Below are 13801 nucleotides of genomic sequence, written 5' to 3' on the forward strand. Positions count from 1 at the left end.
CTGTGGGCATGGCCAATGTGCCTGCTCCCCATGGCGGCTTGCAAGCACTGCAGCACTGCTTGCCGAGCCTGAGCAAATCTTCCTGGCGCTCTTGCTAAAAGATTTGGAACAGGTTTTTGGATGCAGCCATGCCAGGCGGTTGGAGATTCAACGTGCTGCGCCATTGGCCCCCAGGTGCGCCAGAGGCACTTGGGGGTTCAATGCTGGCAGAGTGCGCTCTGGGCTTACTGCATGACCACGCTATAGCGGATATCTGCAGCCGCACCTGCTGTCAGATCGCCTGGTTTGACGTTTCGAAAAGCATTTTCCTCATCCGCACCTGCTTTGGCCACTTCACTCACTTTTGCCAGCAGGTCTTCAGGGCTGATGCCTGATTGCGGATTGAGTTTGACGACAAACTTGCCGTCAGAGGCAATCGAATTGACGGAGTTACCGCCCGTCAGCTCTGAGACGGTATAGCTGCCTAATGGCAGGCCCGCTGCCTGTAGTTTGATGATGGATCTGGCGGCGGCGTGCAATGCGCTGGTGCGGCCGTAGTTGCTGCTGCTATGGCCGCCGGGGCCTTGAAACTCCACAAGAATAGATGCAGCTGTTTGGGCGTGTCCCGCGCTAAGAAGGCTGGTGCTGCAAGCCAATGCGACCAAGGTGGTAAGAAGAATCTTTTTCATAGTAGTACCTGAGGTGTTGGTGCTTATTGAACTTCGCGGGTGCGTGCGCCGATAGGGCCGACGGCAGGCTCAATGACGCTGCCATCTGCCAAGTGGTAGCCAGACGCAATGAGAACGGCAGTCAAGGCGCGCTGGATGCGTTTCGTTTCTATGGCTGGGTCGCCCTTGGTTCCCCATTCCCAGAAGGCATGCGTGCCTGCGACCACCGCATTGGAGCCCAGTGACCAGTTGTAGGTAGGCACACCGGTATTGGCTGGAACGTTGTCATTGAGGCTGGTGGAGCCACTTGGCACTTTTTCTGCCATATCCACATCGGCTGCGCGCGCAGCTTGCCAGCCCGCTTGCAGCGCGAGGTTGGCGGTGTCGCCGTTGACGAACGCCGGGCGCAAGCCATACCACATTTGCTCAATAGAAACGGCTTGTTGCACGCCGTCTGCTTGACCCCAGCGCTGGTTTTCAGCTGTCATGCCTGCCACGAACGTCGGCTCGATGCTTGCGCGCACTTCGTTGAGGGTTTCGGTGCGCTCGGAGCGCATATCGACCAGCAGCGTGCAGCTAGGGATCACATCAGAGCCGAGCTGCGGCGATTCACAGCTGGCCTGGCCTACGGTGTAGGTGGTTTTCAAGGCGTCGCTGCGCAACTCAGAAGGTGTTTTGATATCGGCAATGCGCGCAATGGTGGCGGCCATGGCTTCAACCGGATTTGGCCCACTGCCTGGAATGGCCGGTGCCTTGAACTTCATCTCAAAACGATAACTGCCCGTGAAATTGATAGTGCCACCGCCCTCAGAGCCGAAGTTCGTGACAAAATTCAGCGGATTGGAGCCCGTGCCCAGATCTTGGTCAAAACCATACAGCTGCTTCATGCCCGCGAGGTTGCCTTTGCCTTCTTCTCCACCGGTTCCGCAAATCCACACGTCATACACTGGCTGCAACTTGTATTTTTTGAACATATGCGCCAGCGTGAACAGGGCAGACGTATTGCTCATGGCATCAGAGTAGCCTGGTACATAGATGCGTACACCGCCACCTTCACGGGCCGCCTTTTCATTGGCAAACCATTTTCTTGCTTGCGCATATTGAGCGTCTTCAATGATGCGACCGTTGCTGTCAAATTGCAGCTGCGTCTCGATGGCTGCAAGCTCCTGGGGTGTCTTCACCACCGGCTCGGTGAGGGGTTGAAGCCTAATTGGCAGATAGGGGTTGCTCTCAGGAGGCAGAACCTCTGGGTTGACCACGTCGATGTGTGACTCAATCAGCACCTTCGGATATTGGCCGTTGTAGGCTTTGGCGTTGGGGCTGCTTGAATAGCTGCCCTTGATTTCAACGCAGGCGTTATAAACCGGCAGCCCATCCACTATTTGGACATCAGAGCCTGGTAGCAGGCCCGCGGCATTGGTCTTCACTTCGCTGGCGTTAAACCCCCATTCATTGAGCATGCGCTTGTGTATTTCAGCCGCCATGCGGTGTTCATAGCGCGATGGAGAGGCAATGCGCACCAGTTCCATATGCTGGTTGAAACGCGCCTTCTCTCCCGCTGGCGTATTCAACTCAGCGGCGATGGCTTGGATTTTGGCGTCGGCGATAATTTTCTCTGCGGCATTGGCAACCAGTGGATCAACGCCAGGAACGCCATTGATGATTTGGGTCGCTTGCGGCCTTTGGGGGACTGGGGGCGAGGTGCTGTCACTGTCGCTACCTCCACCGCAAGCACTGAGCAGCACGGCAACTGATGCGGCACTCCATAAAGGGGAAAAGCGAAAGGCTGGGGCAGTAGTCATTGTCTGTATCTTTCCTTTAGAAGTGAATTGGCATGCAAGGCGCGCGCCATAGCCGCAGGCAGGCCACTCAATCGGCACAAAGGGCCATGAGTGTTAACAATCTGCGGACAAAGCCTTGTGGATCATAAATAGCCCGCTGGAGGATTGACAACGCGCAGATGTCACTTAATTGACATTTGGGTAAGAAGCTTCGGGGCAGAAGCATATTTCATGCCTATTTTTTGCCTGGTGAGCGGCAGGAAATGGATGAAGGGCAGGCCGAGCAGTGCGCAATACAGGCTGTAGTCCACTCAGACTTGCCTGACTAGGTGCACAAAAAACTGGCGCTGACACTGCGGCTGATCGGCGCGGCAGGTGCCTTTATTCTTGTCTCTATCCCGAAGACGGCAGGCCAAGCCTTGCCGTTAGGCTGGCACTCTATGGTCGGCTACTTGCAGCTGAAGACGGCCCCGCTTGGGCTTGGAGCCTGTTCAGAATCTCCGCGCAGTCGCTGAGCCCGCATCAACTGCGCTGCAAGATCGAGGTGCGAAATGACTCGATATGCTCGGCCACCAGCTTGGCTGCAGCCTCACCATCATGGGCGGCCAACGTATCGACGATGAGGCTGTGCTCGTCCAGGATGTGCTGCATATGGCCCGCTGCAGTCATGGAGATGGCCCAAAAGCGCTGAGCGCGGGCATGCAAAACGCGCAGAACATCGATCAGAACCGGGTTGGCACAGGCCAGCGCGATGTATTCGTGAAATACCCGGTCAGCTTGCATGCAGCCAACGATGTCGCGCTCGTGCATGGCCGCTTCAAACTGGCGCACGCTGCTGTGCAGCGCATCGATCTGGTCGGCGGTGATGCGCTGAGCGGCCAGGCGCGCGCACAGCGTTTCATTGACCAGGCGCACATCAATCAGGTTCAGAGCGTCATCAATCGACAAGGGGGCCACCAGCACGCCCTTGCGCGGCAGAATTTGCACCAGGCCTTCAGTGGCCAGGCGATGCAGCGCGTGGTTGATGGGCGTGCGGCCATAGCCCAGGCTCTCCATCACCGCGGCCGTGTTCAGGTATTCGCCTGGTTTGTATTGCAGCGTGACGATGCGATTTTGCAAGGTCAGGTATGCACTTTCATTTTGCGAAATATCAGCAGGCGCAGCCAATTCGGTCAAAAGGGAGGCAGTTAAAGCAGGGGATTCGGCCATGGGCGAGCTGTCACGGTTGTCAAAGCGGGAGGCGAAAGTGCCAATGCAAGCGAGCGGTGCACGGCTAGGAAGCCAAGCAAAGCCAGTCCTGTCATGGGATTGTTGTCAGGCAATGGCCTAATTGTAGAGTGGGATTGCCTGAAAACAAGCGATGCATGCCATGCAGTGTACTTGGCATATTCATTGCTGAAATAAGGATAACCCTATAGTGAAATTTCACAATAAGGGCAATAATGCGCTAAATTGTTAATCGAAGCGGTGTTGCGTTCATGGAAATAGGCCTTGACGCCCCAAGCCGTATCAGTACGGCGCACTGGTTTCGTGCAATTGATGTCTTAATCGCACCACTTTGGTGGTTCCTGTCTGGAGTATTGAATGCCTCGTTTTTTCTTTTCCTCGCTGATCGTTGCTGCTGCCGCACTGACCGGCTCCGTCATGGCGCAAGACTATCCTGCAACCAAAGTCAAAGTGGTGGGCGCTTTGAGCAATCTGAGCCTCTACAACGATTATGAAAAACCGTTCTGGACCACCGTGATCCCAGAAGCTTCGGGCGGCAAGGTCACAGCCGATATCAAAGGCTTTAACGAAATGGGCTTGAAAGGCCCGGAAGTGCTGCGTCTGATGTCGCAAGGCGTGATTGAGTTTGGGACGTCCACACTGGCGTATTTCGCCTCTGACAACCCGATCAACGAAGCGATTGACCTGGCTGGTCTGGCCCCTAATGTGGAAGACGCACGCAAAATCACCGACGCCTATTTGCCTGCCTACCAGAAGTTCTACGACAAAAGCGGCGTGAAAGTGCTGGGCCTGTCCACCTACCCAGCACAGGTGCTGTTTTGCAACGGCAATTTTGGCGGTCTGGCAGACTTGAAAGGCAAGAAAGTGCGCACCAGCAGCCGCACCCAGGCCGAGTTCGTTGAGGCGTTTGGTGGCACCAGCGTGACCATGCCTTTCGGTGAAGTTGTGCCGGCGCTGCAAAACAAGGTGGTCGATTGTGCGATCACCGGCTCGCTGTCGGGCTTTGATGCCAAATGGTACGAAGTGGCCACGCATTTGTATGCCTTGCCAATCAACTGGAACCAGCAAATCCATGCCGTCAATGCCAAGGCCTGGGACAAGCTGAACCCGCAAGTGCAAGAGCTGATCAGCGCCAAGTACGAAGGCCTGATCAACGACATCTGGACTGCTGCGGCTGAGCAGACCGAGCAAGGCTACGCTTGCAACACGGGGGGTGATACCTGCAGCGCTGAAGTCAAAGGCAAGATGACCCTGGTCACGCCAAGCGATGCCGACAAGGCCTTGCTGAAAGAAACCTTCTCTAGCGTGGTGCTGCCCAAGTGGGCCGCGCGTTGCTCGGCCGAATGCGTGAGCGACTTCAACGCCACGATTGGCCAGATCACGGGCTACACCGCGGCCAAGTAACCGGAGCCGATGCCATCAGACCTGCCGCGTAATTCTCACGAAATTGCGCGGCAGGTTTTATGGTTTGCACCTACGCTGAACACGGCCTGTTGAGACCGTGGTAATTTCAATTCAACAGACTTCTCGACTATGACGACTTCTGTGTCATTGTTGGCCCGCCTCTATGGTTGGGCCAACCAAATATCGCGTTATGCGGTGTGGTTTGGTGGTGCCATCACCATTGCCAGCGTATTGCTGGTCAGTTTTGATGTGCTGGCACGCAAGTTTTTTGGCTGGAATCTGGGCGGCGCCGATGAGCTCTCCAGCTACGCCTTTGCAATCAGCACGACCTGGGCGTTTGCCTTTGCATCGCTGCAGCGCGCCAACGTGCGCGTAGACGTGCTCTACCACTTTTTGCCGGTTCGCATTGCCGCCGTGGTCGACTGGCTGGCGCTGGTGGGCCTGGGCGTTTTCATTGCCTTCTTGACTTTTTATGCCAAAGACCTGGTGCTGGCGTCCTATCTGCAAGGCTCGACCGCCAACAGCACGATGGCCACGCCGCTGTGGATTCCACAAGGCCTGTGGTTTATCGGCCTGGTGTGGATGTGCTTGGTGCTGGCCTTGATGCTGATTCGCGCATCACTGGCCTTGGTGACCGGCGATATCAGCACCCTCAACGCCATTTGCGGCGTGCGCTCTGCGCAAGAGGAAGCTGAAGAAGAAGCCGCCAATGGCGAGCGCATGGTAAATGGGAGCCGCTAAATGGTTGTAACGACTTTGATTGTCTTGCTCGTCCTGATTGGACTGAGCATTCCGGTGGGCGCGGCTCTGGGCTTGCTGGGCCTGTTTTTGGACCACGAGTTCTCAATGCTGCCGCTCACGCGTGCAATGGGCGAGCTGGCCTGGGGCACGAACAACGAGTTCTTGCTGGTGGCGATTCCGCTGTTCATTTTGCTTGGCGAGATTTTGCTGCGCTCGGGCTTTGCCGAGAAGATGTACCACGCGATGAGTCTGTGGCTGTCGTGGCTGCCAGGCGGTTTGATGCATGCCAATATCGGCGCCTCGACGCTGTTCTCGGCCACCTCGGGCTCCAGCGTGGCAACCGCTGCGACCGTGGGCACCGTGGCCTTGCCGCAAATCCACAAGCATGGCTACAACGAGCCGCTGTTTTTGGGCAGCTTGGCCGCTGGCGGCACCTTGGGTATTTTGCTGCCGCCATCGATCAACCTGGTGATGTATGGCGTGCTGACCAATACCTCGGTGCCCAAGCTGTATCTGGCGGGCATTATTCCGGGCCTGCTGATGGCCGGTTTGTTTGTACTGACGATCATCGTCGCCTGCCTGATCAAACCGAAATGGGGCGGCAAAAAAGTCCAGGCCAGCTGGGGCGAGCGCTTCAAATCCCTGGTGTATTTGATTCCGCCGCTGATCATTTTCTTGCTGGTCGTGGGCTCGATCTATGCCGGTTTGGCCACTCCCACGGAAGCTGCGGCTTTGGGCGTGACAGGCGCTTTGATCCTGGCTGCTTGCTACGGCCGCCTGACGCTGACCATGCTGCGCGAATCGGTTGAAGGGGCCATGCGTGCCTCGGCGATGATCATGCTGATCGTGATTGCCTCTGGCTTTTTGAACTTCGTCATGGCTGCGACCGGCATCACCAATGCATTGACCTCAGCGATTGAAGGCCTGGGCTTGTCGCCTGTGATGATGCTGGTGGCCTTGGTGGTGTTTTATCTGATCTTGGGTTGCTTCATGGAAACCCTGTCAATGATGATCACCACGATCCCAATCGTTGCCCCGATCATGTTTGCGCTGGGTTACGACCCGATCTGGCTGGGTATTTTGATCATCGTGTTGGTCGAGATGGCCTTGATCACACCACCGGTGGGCCTGAACCTGTTTGTCGTGCAGAGCTTGCGCAAAGCGGGCTCGATGACTGCCGTGATTATTGGTGCAATGCCATTTGTTGCAGCGATGCTGCTGATGGTGGTGTTGCTGACGCTGCTGCCGGGCATTGCGCTGTGGCTGCCTAATTTGGCCGGCTAAGAGCGGCCCCTTTTTGCGAGCAGCCAATACCGGCTGCGCGCATCCGTTGGTGTGTTTTGAAAGTGTTTGAGATGACAACCCTGAATTTCCAAGTGACGCCCGTAGCTGGCGCAGCCTTCCAAGCCGATGTGGTATTCCAAAACCTGGTCGTGGCCGGCTGGGCTGGCCGCGATCTGGCTGCGATTGAACACCATATTGAAGAGCTGGCCGAGCTGGGCGTGCCGCGCCCAAGCAGTGTGCCTTTGTACTACCGCGTGGCCGTGAACCAATGCACGCAAGCGGCTCGCGTGCAAGTCGTGGGTCAAGAAAGCTCCGGTGAGATCGAAGTGTTTGTGTTTCAGCACCAAGGCCAGTGGCTGGTCTCGATTGCCTCTGACCACACTGACCGCAAACTCGAAGCGCACAGCGTGGCCATGTCCAAGCAAGTGTGCATCAAGCCTGTGGCAACGACTGCGTGGCTGCTCGATGACGTCAAAGCCCATTGGGACCAGATTGTGCTGCGCTCATGGATTGACGAGAATGGCACCCGCACGCTGTACCAGGAAGGCCCATTGGCATCGCTGCGCACACCAGATGACCTGGTTGCGGGCTACCTGAAATCCCTGGACGCGGCACAATGGCCAGCTGGCACTGGCATGACCTGTGGCACCGTCAGTGCGATTGGTGGCATCCGCGCTGCAGGCAATCTGGAGATGGAATTGTTTGACCCGGTGCTCAAGCGCAGCCTGACTTGGAACTACCAGGTCGAATGCCTGCCTGATGTGGCCTGAGCAGCGCAGCAACTGCCAAGTCCTATGGACAGATAAACACAAGCCCTTGGCCGGGTAGCCTCCCGCTACCCCGTCTGGGGCTGTTTTCATTGTGATCTTCTGAATTGAAAGTGAAGTGCCCCATGAGCCGTTCATTACAAGTATTAGAGCAATGCCTGGCCGCCATCCACGCCGATGCAGCCCGCAGCCAAGCGATATTCACGCATGTGTTTGAAGCGTCGGCCCGTGAAGAAGCCGCAGCCGCAGACGCCCGAGCAGCGCGCGGGCAGTCGCTGAGCCCCTTGGATGGGCGCATTGTCAGCGTCAAGGATTTGTTCGATGTGGCAGGCGTGACCACCACGGCTGGCTCCAAGCTGCTGCAAACAGCGGCGGCTGCCGAGCATGATGCGGTAATTGTCGCGCGCTTGCGCGCCGCCGGTGCAGTCATTATTGGCAAAACCAATATGACCGAGTTCGCCTTCTCAGGCATTGGCATCAACCCCCATTACGGCACGCCTGGCAATGCCTGCGATGCCAGCCGCATCCCTGGCGGCTCCTCGTCAGGTGCAGGCGTGGCTGTGGCGCTGGGCATGTGTGAGATTGCGATTGGCTCAGACACCGGCGGCTCGGTGCGCATTCCTGCCGCGCTCAATGGCATCAGCGGCTTCAAACCCACTGTCAGCCGCGTACCACGCGCGGGTGCGTTCCCATTGTCTTTCACGCTCGACACCGTGGGGCCTTTGGCTGGCAATCTGGCCGATTGCGCCGCCACCGATGCGGTGTTGGCTGGCCTGCCTGCTGCGGCCAGCCAATTGCCTGAGCGCAGTGTCAAAGGCTTGCGCATTGCCGTACCACGTGGCTTTTTGTTCACCGAGATCGAGCCGGCTGTCAGCCAGGCGTTTGAGCATGCGCTGGCGCGCCTGCAGGACTTGGGCGCGGTGGTCGAGGAGGTGGAGTGGGATGACCTGCTGACGGCCCCGTTCGCGCTGCAGCAAAAAGGCACTTTGATTGCTGCTGAGGCTGCGGCAATCCACCAGCCGTATTTGCCTGCCCGTGCGAGCGAATACGATCCGCTGGTGCGCAGCCGCATTGAGCGCGGCCAAACCCTGGATGCGGCTAGCTACGTGCATATCCAACAGCAACGCAGCGCCCTGCACGCACAGTGGGATGCGCGCGCGGCCAATTACGACCTGGTATTGGCGCCTACGGTGGTGTTTGCTGCACCAACGATTGACAGCCTGGCTGCCGAAGACGCGTTCATGAAGGCCAACGCGCTGATTTTGCGCAATACCTCGGTGTTCAACTTCTACGACCTGCCGGCCTTCTCGATTCCTGCACCACAACGCGCGCAAGCACTGCCCGTGGGCCTGATGTTTGCCGGTCAGCGCTTGAGCGACCGCACGTTGCTGGCTGTGGGCATTGCCTTGCAAAAGGCGTTGTAAAAGCCTGCGGCAGCCCAAGGCGCTAAAAAACGGCCACATCCGGTTTGGAATGTGGCCGTTTTTTTGCATGCCTAGTAAACGCTCGCATGCAAAAAACCAGCCCGTGCAGGCAGGCTAAGCCGCACTCGCTTAGTCACGTATTGCTGCTTTGCAGCCTGTTTGCTGCGCACTGGTGTATCTTGCCAGCCGTTTCATTTACTTGCTTTGATCGCTCTGCACCACGCGTTTATGTCTACTTTGCCCCATTGCCCCCAATGCCAATCCGAATTTGTCTATGCCGACGGCCCCCTGCTGATTTGTCCTGAATGCGCGCACGAGTGGCCAGCTGAGGGCAATAACGCCGATGCCTCTGAGGACGACGCTGCGCGCGTGGTGCGCGATGCGGTGGGCAACGTCTTACAGGACGGCGATGCAGTCACAGTGGTCAAGGATTTGAAGATCAAAGGCTCTTCGCTGGTGGTCAAGGTTGGCACCAAGGTGCGCAGCATCCGTTTGATTGAGGGCGACCACGACATCGATTGCAAGATCGATGGCATTGGCCCTATGCAATTGAAATCCGAGTTCGTCAAGAAAGCCTGAGCGGCTTCTGCCCAAGGCTGATTGGCGTGTGCGCTCTTCGCCAAAGCACGCTCTGCAAAACCCGCGTGGCAGGGATGCACGCGGTATCGAGAAGGGCTGCGAGGCAACTTTCGCAGGCCATAGCCGCCGCTATGGACGACAAAGGCCACAGCGTGAGCTTTGCCGAGTTGGCCTAGAGCTGCCTTGCGTTTCGCTCAAGGCCTGGCTTGAGCAAATTCGTCTTCCGTGCAGCCTGCAAGTCTCGTTATAGTGGCCAGTCAATACTTGGCATGGCGCAGGCCTGGTGGCAGTGGCGCTTGTCGACAACGACAACGAGACGGAGACACAATGACAATACAAGTCGGCCTGATTGGTGTGGGCCTGATGGGCCATGGCATTGCCCGCAATATCCTCAAGGCCGGTTATGCCTTGCATTTTCTCGAACACGCTGGCAACCAGCCGGTAGATGATTTGCTTGCAGCTGGCGCTGTGCCTTGCCTGCAACTGCAGCAAGTGGCCCAGGTCGCAGATGTGCTGATTCTGTGTGTGACAGGCGCTGAGCAAGTGCAGGCGATTCTGACTGGCCCAGAGGGTGTAGTGGCGGCTTTGCGCCCTGGTTGCACGGTGGTCGATTGCTCGACCTCGGTGCCTGCGGTCTCCAAACAGATGGCTGAGCTGGTCCGTGCAGTAGGCGGCAACTACCTCGATGCGCCGATGACACGTACCGCCCAGGCCGCGCATGACGGCACCTTGCACTTGCTGGTTGGCGGCGATGCGGCCGTGCTGGCGCATGTGCGCCCAGTGCTAGCTGCATTCACCGAGCAAGTGCACCATGTGGGCGAAGTCGGCAATGGCCACAGCCTCAAATTGCTGCACAACTTTGTCTCTTTGGGCAGCATTGCGCTGATTGCCGAGGCTGCGGCTTGCGCGCAGCACAACGGTGTTGATGCGGCGCGTTTTGTCGATATTTTGGCCGCTGGCGGCGGCGCCGGTGTGCCGCTGGAGCGCCTGCGCCCTTACATCGTCTCGCAAGACGCCTCGGGCCTGCCGTTTGCGATGGCCAATGCGTATAAAGATTTGAACTACTACGTGCAAATGGCTGGCGACAGCCAGTCGGCCCAGCGCATTGGCCAGGCCGTGCAGCAGACCTATGGCGCAGCGGTGGACAGCGGCGGCGCCAATACTTTTGTGCCCGAGCTGGTGCGCTTGCTGGCTGAGAGCCGCTAAACACCGTGCATTTGCGCTGGCACGTGGGCCTGTGGCCTGGCTGCCAGCGGCATGCTGCCATGAACTCCCGCCCAGCAAGGCGCGGATCTTTTTCTTATTGCCTGGACGTGCGCTGAGCGCAGCCGCACGCCGCACCTCTCGTCTGGAGCCTATTGGAATGGTCAAGAAAATTGCAGTCATTGCCGGTGATGGCATTGGGGTCGAAGTCATGTCCGAGGGCTTGCGCGTGTTGCAAGCTGCTGGCCGAAAGTTCGGCATCGAGCTGGCGTTTGACGAGTTTCACTGGTGCAGCAGCTACTACCAGCAGCACGGCACGATGATGCCCAGCGACTGGCAGGCACAGATCCAAGGCCATGACGCCATCTATTTTGGTGCCGTTGGCATGCCGAATTTGATTCCCGACCACACAGCCGTGTGGGAGTCCATCATCAAAATCCGCCGCGAGTTTGACCAGTACGTGAATATCCGCCCGGTGCGCTTGATGCCCGGCGTGCCAGCACCGCTGGCCAACCGCCAGCCCGGTGACATCGATTTCATCGTGGTGCGCGAGAACACCGAGGGCGAGTACTCGTCGGTTGGCGGTTTGATGTTTGAAGGCACAGAGCGCGAATTTGCCACGCAGCAAGCAGTGTTCAGCCGCCACGGCGTTGACCGGGTGCTGCGCTATGCGTTTGAGCTGGCGCGCTCGCGCCCGGCCAAATCGCTGACGGTGGCGACCAAGAGCAATGGCATCTCGATCACGATGCCGTACTGGGACAGCCGGGTCGAAGTGGTCGCCAAAGACTACCCCGATGTGCGGGTGAAGAAATTCCACATCGACATTTTGACTGCGCACTTTGTCCAGCACCCGGACTGGTTTGATGTGGTCGTGGCCTCGAACCTGTTTGGCGACATCCTCTCTGACCTGGGGCCTGCCTGCACCGGCACGATTGGCATTGCGCCATCGGCCAATCTGAACCCCGATGGGCGCTTTCCCTCGCTGTTTGAACCGGTGCACGGCTCAGCGCCCGATATTGCCGGCCAAGGCATTGCCAACCCGATTGGCCAGATCTGGTCGGGCGCGTTGATGCTGCAGCACCTGGGCCAGGGCGATGCGCGCTTTGAGCAAGCGGCAGAAGCGATTGTGCAAGCGGTAGAGTATGTGACCGAGCACGGCCCGCGCACCCCCGACATGGGCGGCCAGGCGCGCACTACCGATATTGGTCAGGCGATTGCCCAGCGCATTGAGAATGCCTGATTGCACCGCCTGTGCCCAACCCCCAAGAACAAGGAGCAGCCATGCGTAAAAACCATTTCATCGCCAACGCCTGGGCCCAGCCCAGCGCCGGCCAGTATTTAGACAGTTTCGACCCCAGCAATGGCGAGGTGCTGGCGCAATTGGCCCAGGGCCATGCCGCTGACATCGATCTGGCCGTGCAAGCCGCCCAGGCCGCTTTGGGCGAGAGCTTTGATGGCCCCTGGGGCCGGTTGTCGGCGCTGGAGCGCAGCCGCTTGCTGATGAAGCTTGCCGCAGCTGTGACCGAACACGCACAGGAATTGGCCGAGCTCGAAGCCATCGATTGCGGCAAGTCTTTCAAAACCGCCCAGGCCGATGCGAACGCCTTGGCGCGCTACTTTGAATACTATGCGGGCGCAGCCGACAAGCTGCATGGCGAAACCCTGCCATTCAATGCCGGGTATACGGTGCTGACGGTGCGTGAGCCGCATGGCGTCACAGCCCACATCGTGCCTTGGAACTACCCGATGCAAATCTTTGGCCGCACGGTAGGGGCTGCATTGGCCGCCGGTAATGCCTGCGTGGTCAAGCCGGCGGAAGACGCCAGCCTGTCCTTGCTGCGCCTGGCCGAGCTGGCCGCAGAAGTGGGCTTTCCAGCAGGCGCCTTGAACGTGGTGACAGGCTATGGCCGTGAAGCAGGCCAGGCGCTGACCGAGCACCCAGGCGTGGCACATATCTCGTTTACCGGCTCAACCCAAACCGGCCGCATGGTCGCGCTGGCTGCTGCAGAAAGACACTGTCCCGTGACTTTGGAGCTGGGTGGCAAGTCACCACAAATCGTCTTTGAAGACGCTGATTTGGCAGCCGCCGTGCCGGTGCTGGTCAACGCGATTGCGCAAAATGCCGGCCAGACCTGCTCGGCTGGCAGCCGAGTGCTGGTGCAGCGCACGATTTACGAGCAGGTGCTGGCCGCCCTGGTGCCGCGTTTTGAAGCCTTGCAAAGCGGCCCACCTGCGCTGAACCTGGACATGGGCCCGCTGGTCAACCGCAAGCAATACGAGCAGGTGCGCGGTTTTGTCGGCCAGGCCGAAGCCCAAGGTTTGACCGTGGCTGCGCGTGGGCGCATCCATGCCGAGGCCAGCAGCAAAGGCTTCTACCAGGAAGCCGTGTTGTTCCGCGATGTCCCGGCCGACAGCGCCTTGGCCCAGCAGGAAGTGTTTGGCCCGGTGCTGGCGGTGATGCCGTTTGACACTGAGGAAGAAGCGGTGCGCCTGGCCAATGGCACGGACTTTGGTTTGGTTGCGGGCATCTGGAGCCGCGACGGTGCACGCCAATTGCGCGTGGCGCGCAAAATGCGCTGCGGCCAGGTCTTTATCAACAACTACGGCGCAGGCGGTGGCGTGGAGCTGCCGTTTGGCGGCGTCAAAGCCAGTGGCCACGGCCGTGAAAAAGGCTTTGAGGCACTGTACGGTTTCACCGTGCTCAAGACGATTGCAATTCACCACGGATAATGCGTAGCTGGCCT

12 protein-coding genes are annotated in these 13801 nt (G+C 58.6%); 9 read left to right on the top strand and 3 right to left on the bottom strand.

Annotated features, from left to right (window positions below; genetic code table 11):
• Positions 1-224: 224 nt before the first annotated feature.
• The 3 genes from E8K88_RS09100 to E8K88_RS09110 all read right to left on the bottom strand — a co-directional run bounded on the left by E8K88_RS09100 (position 225) and on the right by E8K88_RS09110 (position 3637).
• Positions 225-668 carry a peptidase dimerization domain-containing protein gene (locus E8K88_RS09100; RefSeq protein ID WP_136406356.1) on the bottom strand — a complete coding sequence of 148 codons (444 nt, stop codon included), beginning with the start codon at positions 666-668 and terminating at the stop codon, positions 225-227.
• A gap of 23 nt (positions 669-691) precedes the next feature.
• A complete protein-coding gene (locus tag E8K88_RS09105) occupies positions 692-2449 on the bottom strand; it encodes a zinc-binding metallopeptidase family protein (RefSeq protein WP_136406357.1) in 1758 nt (585 codons plus the stop codon).
• A gap of 501 nt (positions 2450-2950) precedes the next feature.
• Complete coding sequence (locus E8K88_RS09110) at positions 2951-3637, bottom strand: GntR family transcriptional regulator (RefSeq protein ID WP_136406358.1); 687 nt, start codon at positions 3635-3637, stop codon at positions 2951-2953.
• 375 nt (positions 3638-4012) lie between these two features.
• Here E8K88_RS09110 and E8K88_RS09115 point away from each other — a divergent pair, with 375 nt between their 5' ends.
• The 9 genes from E8K88_RS09115 to E8K88_RS09155 all read left to right on the top strand — a co-directional run bounded on the left by E8K88_RS09115 (position 4013) and on the right by E8K88_RS09155 (position 13787).
• Positions 4013-5059, top strand: coding sequence for a TRAP transporter substrate-binding protein (locus E8K88_RS09115; RefSeq protein WP_136406359.1), 1047 nt, complete (start codon positions 4013-4015; stop codon positions 5057-5059).
• A gap of 129 nt (positions 5060-5188) precedes the next feature.
• A complete protein-coding gene (locus E8K88_RS09120) occupies positions 5189-5800 on the top strand; it encodes a TRAP transporter small permease subunit (RefSeq protein WP_136406360.1) in 612 nt (203 codons plus the stop codon).
• The gene (locus tag E8K88_RS09125; RefSeq protein ID WP_136406361.1) at positions 5801-7084 is read left to right on the top strand and encodes a TRAP transporter large permease; all 1284 of its coding nucleotides are present in this window, start codon (positions 5801-5803) and stop codon (positions 7082-7084) included.
• 71 nt (positions 7085-7155) lie between these two features.
• The gene (locus E8K88_RS09130) at positions 7156-7854 is read left to right on the top strand and encodes a DUF2848 domain-containing protein (RefSeq protein ID WP_136406362.1); all 699 of its coding nucleotides are present in this window, start codon (positions 7156-7158) and stop codon (positions 7852-7854) included.
• Positions 7855-7976: 122 nt separating this feature from the next.
• Positions 7977-9275 carry an amidase gene (locus tag E8K88_RS09135; RefSeq protein ID WP_136406363.1) on the top strand — a complete coding sequence of 433 codons (1299 nt, stop codon included), beginning with the start codon at positions 7977-7979 and terminating at the stop codon, positions 9273-9275.
• A 228-nt stretch (positions 9276-9503) separates the two neighbouring features.
• Positions 9504-9854 (top strand): zinc ribbon domain-containing protein YjdM, encoded by a 351-nt coding sequence (locus E8K88_RS09140; RefSeq protein ID WP_136406364.1) that lies wholly within the window; start codon positions 9504-9506, stop codon positions 9852-9854.
• Between the two features lie 327 nt (positions 9855-10181).
• The gene (locus E8K88_RS09145; RefSeq protein WP_136406365.1) at positions 10182-11060 is read left to right on the top strand and encodes an NAD(P)-dependent oxidoreductase; all 879 of its coding nucleotides are present in this window, start codon (positions 10182-10184) and stop codon (positions 11058-11060) included.
• 157 nt (positions 11061-11217) lie between these two features.
• Positions 11218-12297 carry a tartrate dehydrogenase gene (locus E8K88_RS09150; protein WP_136406366.1) on the top strand — a complete coding sequence of 360 codons (1080 nt, stop codon included), beginning with the start codon at positions 11218-11220 and terminating at the stop codon, positions 12295-12297.
• A gap of 41 nt (positions 12298-12338) precedes the next feature.
• The gene (locus E8K88_RS09155; protein ID WP_136406367.1) at positions 12339-13787 is read left to right on the top strand and encodes an aldehyde dehydrogenase family protein; all 1449 of its coding nucleotides are present in this window, start codon (positions 12339-12341) and stop codon (positions 13785-13787) included.
• Positions 13788-13801: the final 14 nt, after the last annotated feature.

This window comes from Lampropedia aestuarii, from assembly GCF_004803635.1.
Lineage (GTDB): Bacteria > Pseudomonadota > Gammaproteobacteria > Burkholderiales > Burkholderiaceae_C > Lampropedia > Lampropedia aestuarii.

What these genes read in the sequence shown, in the direction of transcription:
- E8K88_RS09130 (WP_136406362.1), top strand. Translation starts at nt 7,156, where the DNA reads ATGACAACCCTGAATTTCCAAGTGACGCCCGTAGCTGGCGCAGCCTTC.
- E8K88_RS09150 (WP_136406366.1), top strand. Translation starts at nt 11,218, where the DNA reads ATGGTCAAGAAAATTGCAGTCATTGCCGGTGATGGCATTGGGGTCGAA.
- E8K88_RS09120 (WP_136406360.1), top strand. Translation starts at nt 5,189, where the DNA reads ATGACGACTTCTGTGTCATTGTTGGCCCGCCTCTATGGTTGGGCCAAC.
- E8K88_RS09105 (WP_136406357.1), bottom strand. Translation starts at nt 2,449, where the DNA reads ATGACTACTGCCCCAGCCTTTCGCTTTTCCCCTTTATGGAGTGCCGCA.
- E8K88_RS09135 (WP_136406363.1), top strand. Translation starts at nt 7,977, where the DNA reads ATGAGCCGTTCATTACAAGTATTAGAGCAATGCCTGGCCGCCATCCAC.
- E8K88_RS09145 (WP_136406365.1), top strand. Translation starts at nt 10,182, where the DNA reads ATGACAATACAAGTCGGCCTGATTGGTGTGGGCCTGATGGGCCATGGC.
- E8K88_RS09140 (WP_136406364.1), top strand. Translation starts at nt 9,504, where the DNA reads ATGTCTACTTTGCCCCATTGCCCCCAATGCCAATCCGAATTTGTCTAT.
- E8K88_RS09155 (WP_136406367.1), top strand. Translation starts at nt 12,339, where the DNA reads ATGCGTAAAAACCATTTCATCGCCAACGCCTGGGCCCAGCCCAGCGCC.
- E8K88_RS09125 (WP_136406361.1), top strand. Translation starts at nt 5,801, where the DNA reads ATGGTTGTAACGACTTTGATTGTCTTGCTCGTCCTGATTGGACTGAGC.
- E8K88_RS09100 (WP_136406356.1), bottom strand. Translation starts at nt 668, where the DNA reads ATGAAAAAGATTCTTCTTACCACCTTGGTCGCATTGGCTTGCAGCACC.
- E8K88_RS09110 (WP_136406358.1), bottom strand. Translation starts at nt 3,637, where the DNA reads ATGGCCGAATCCCCTGCTTTAACTGCCTCCCTTTTGACCGAATTGGCT.
- E8K88_RS09115 (WP_136406359.1), top strand. Translation starts at nt 4,013, where the DNA reads ATGCCTCGTTTTTTCTTTTCCTCGCTGATCGTTGCTGCTGCCGCACTG.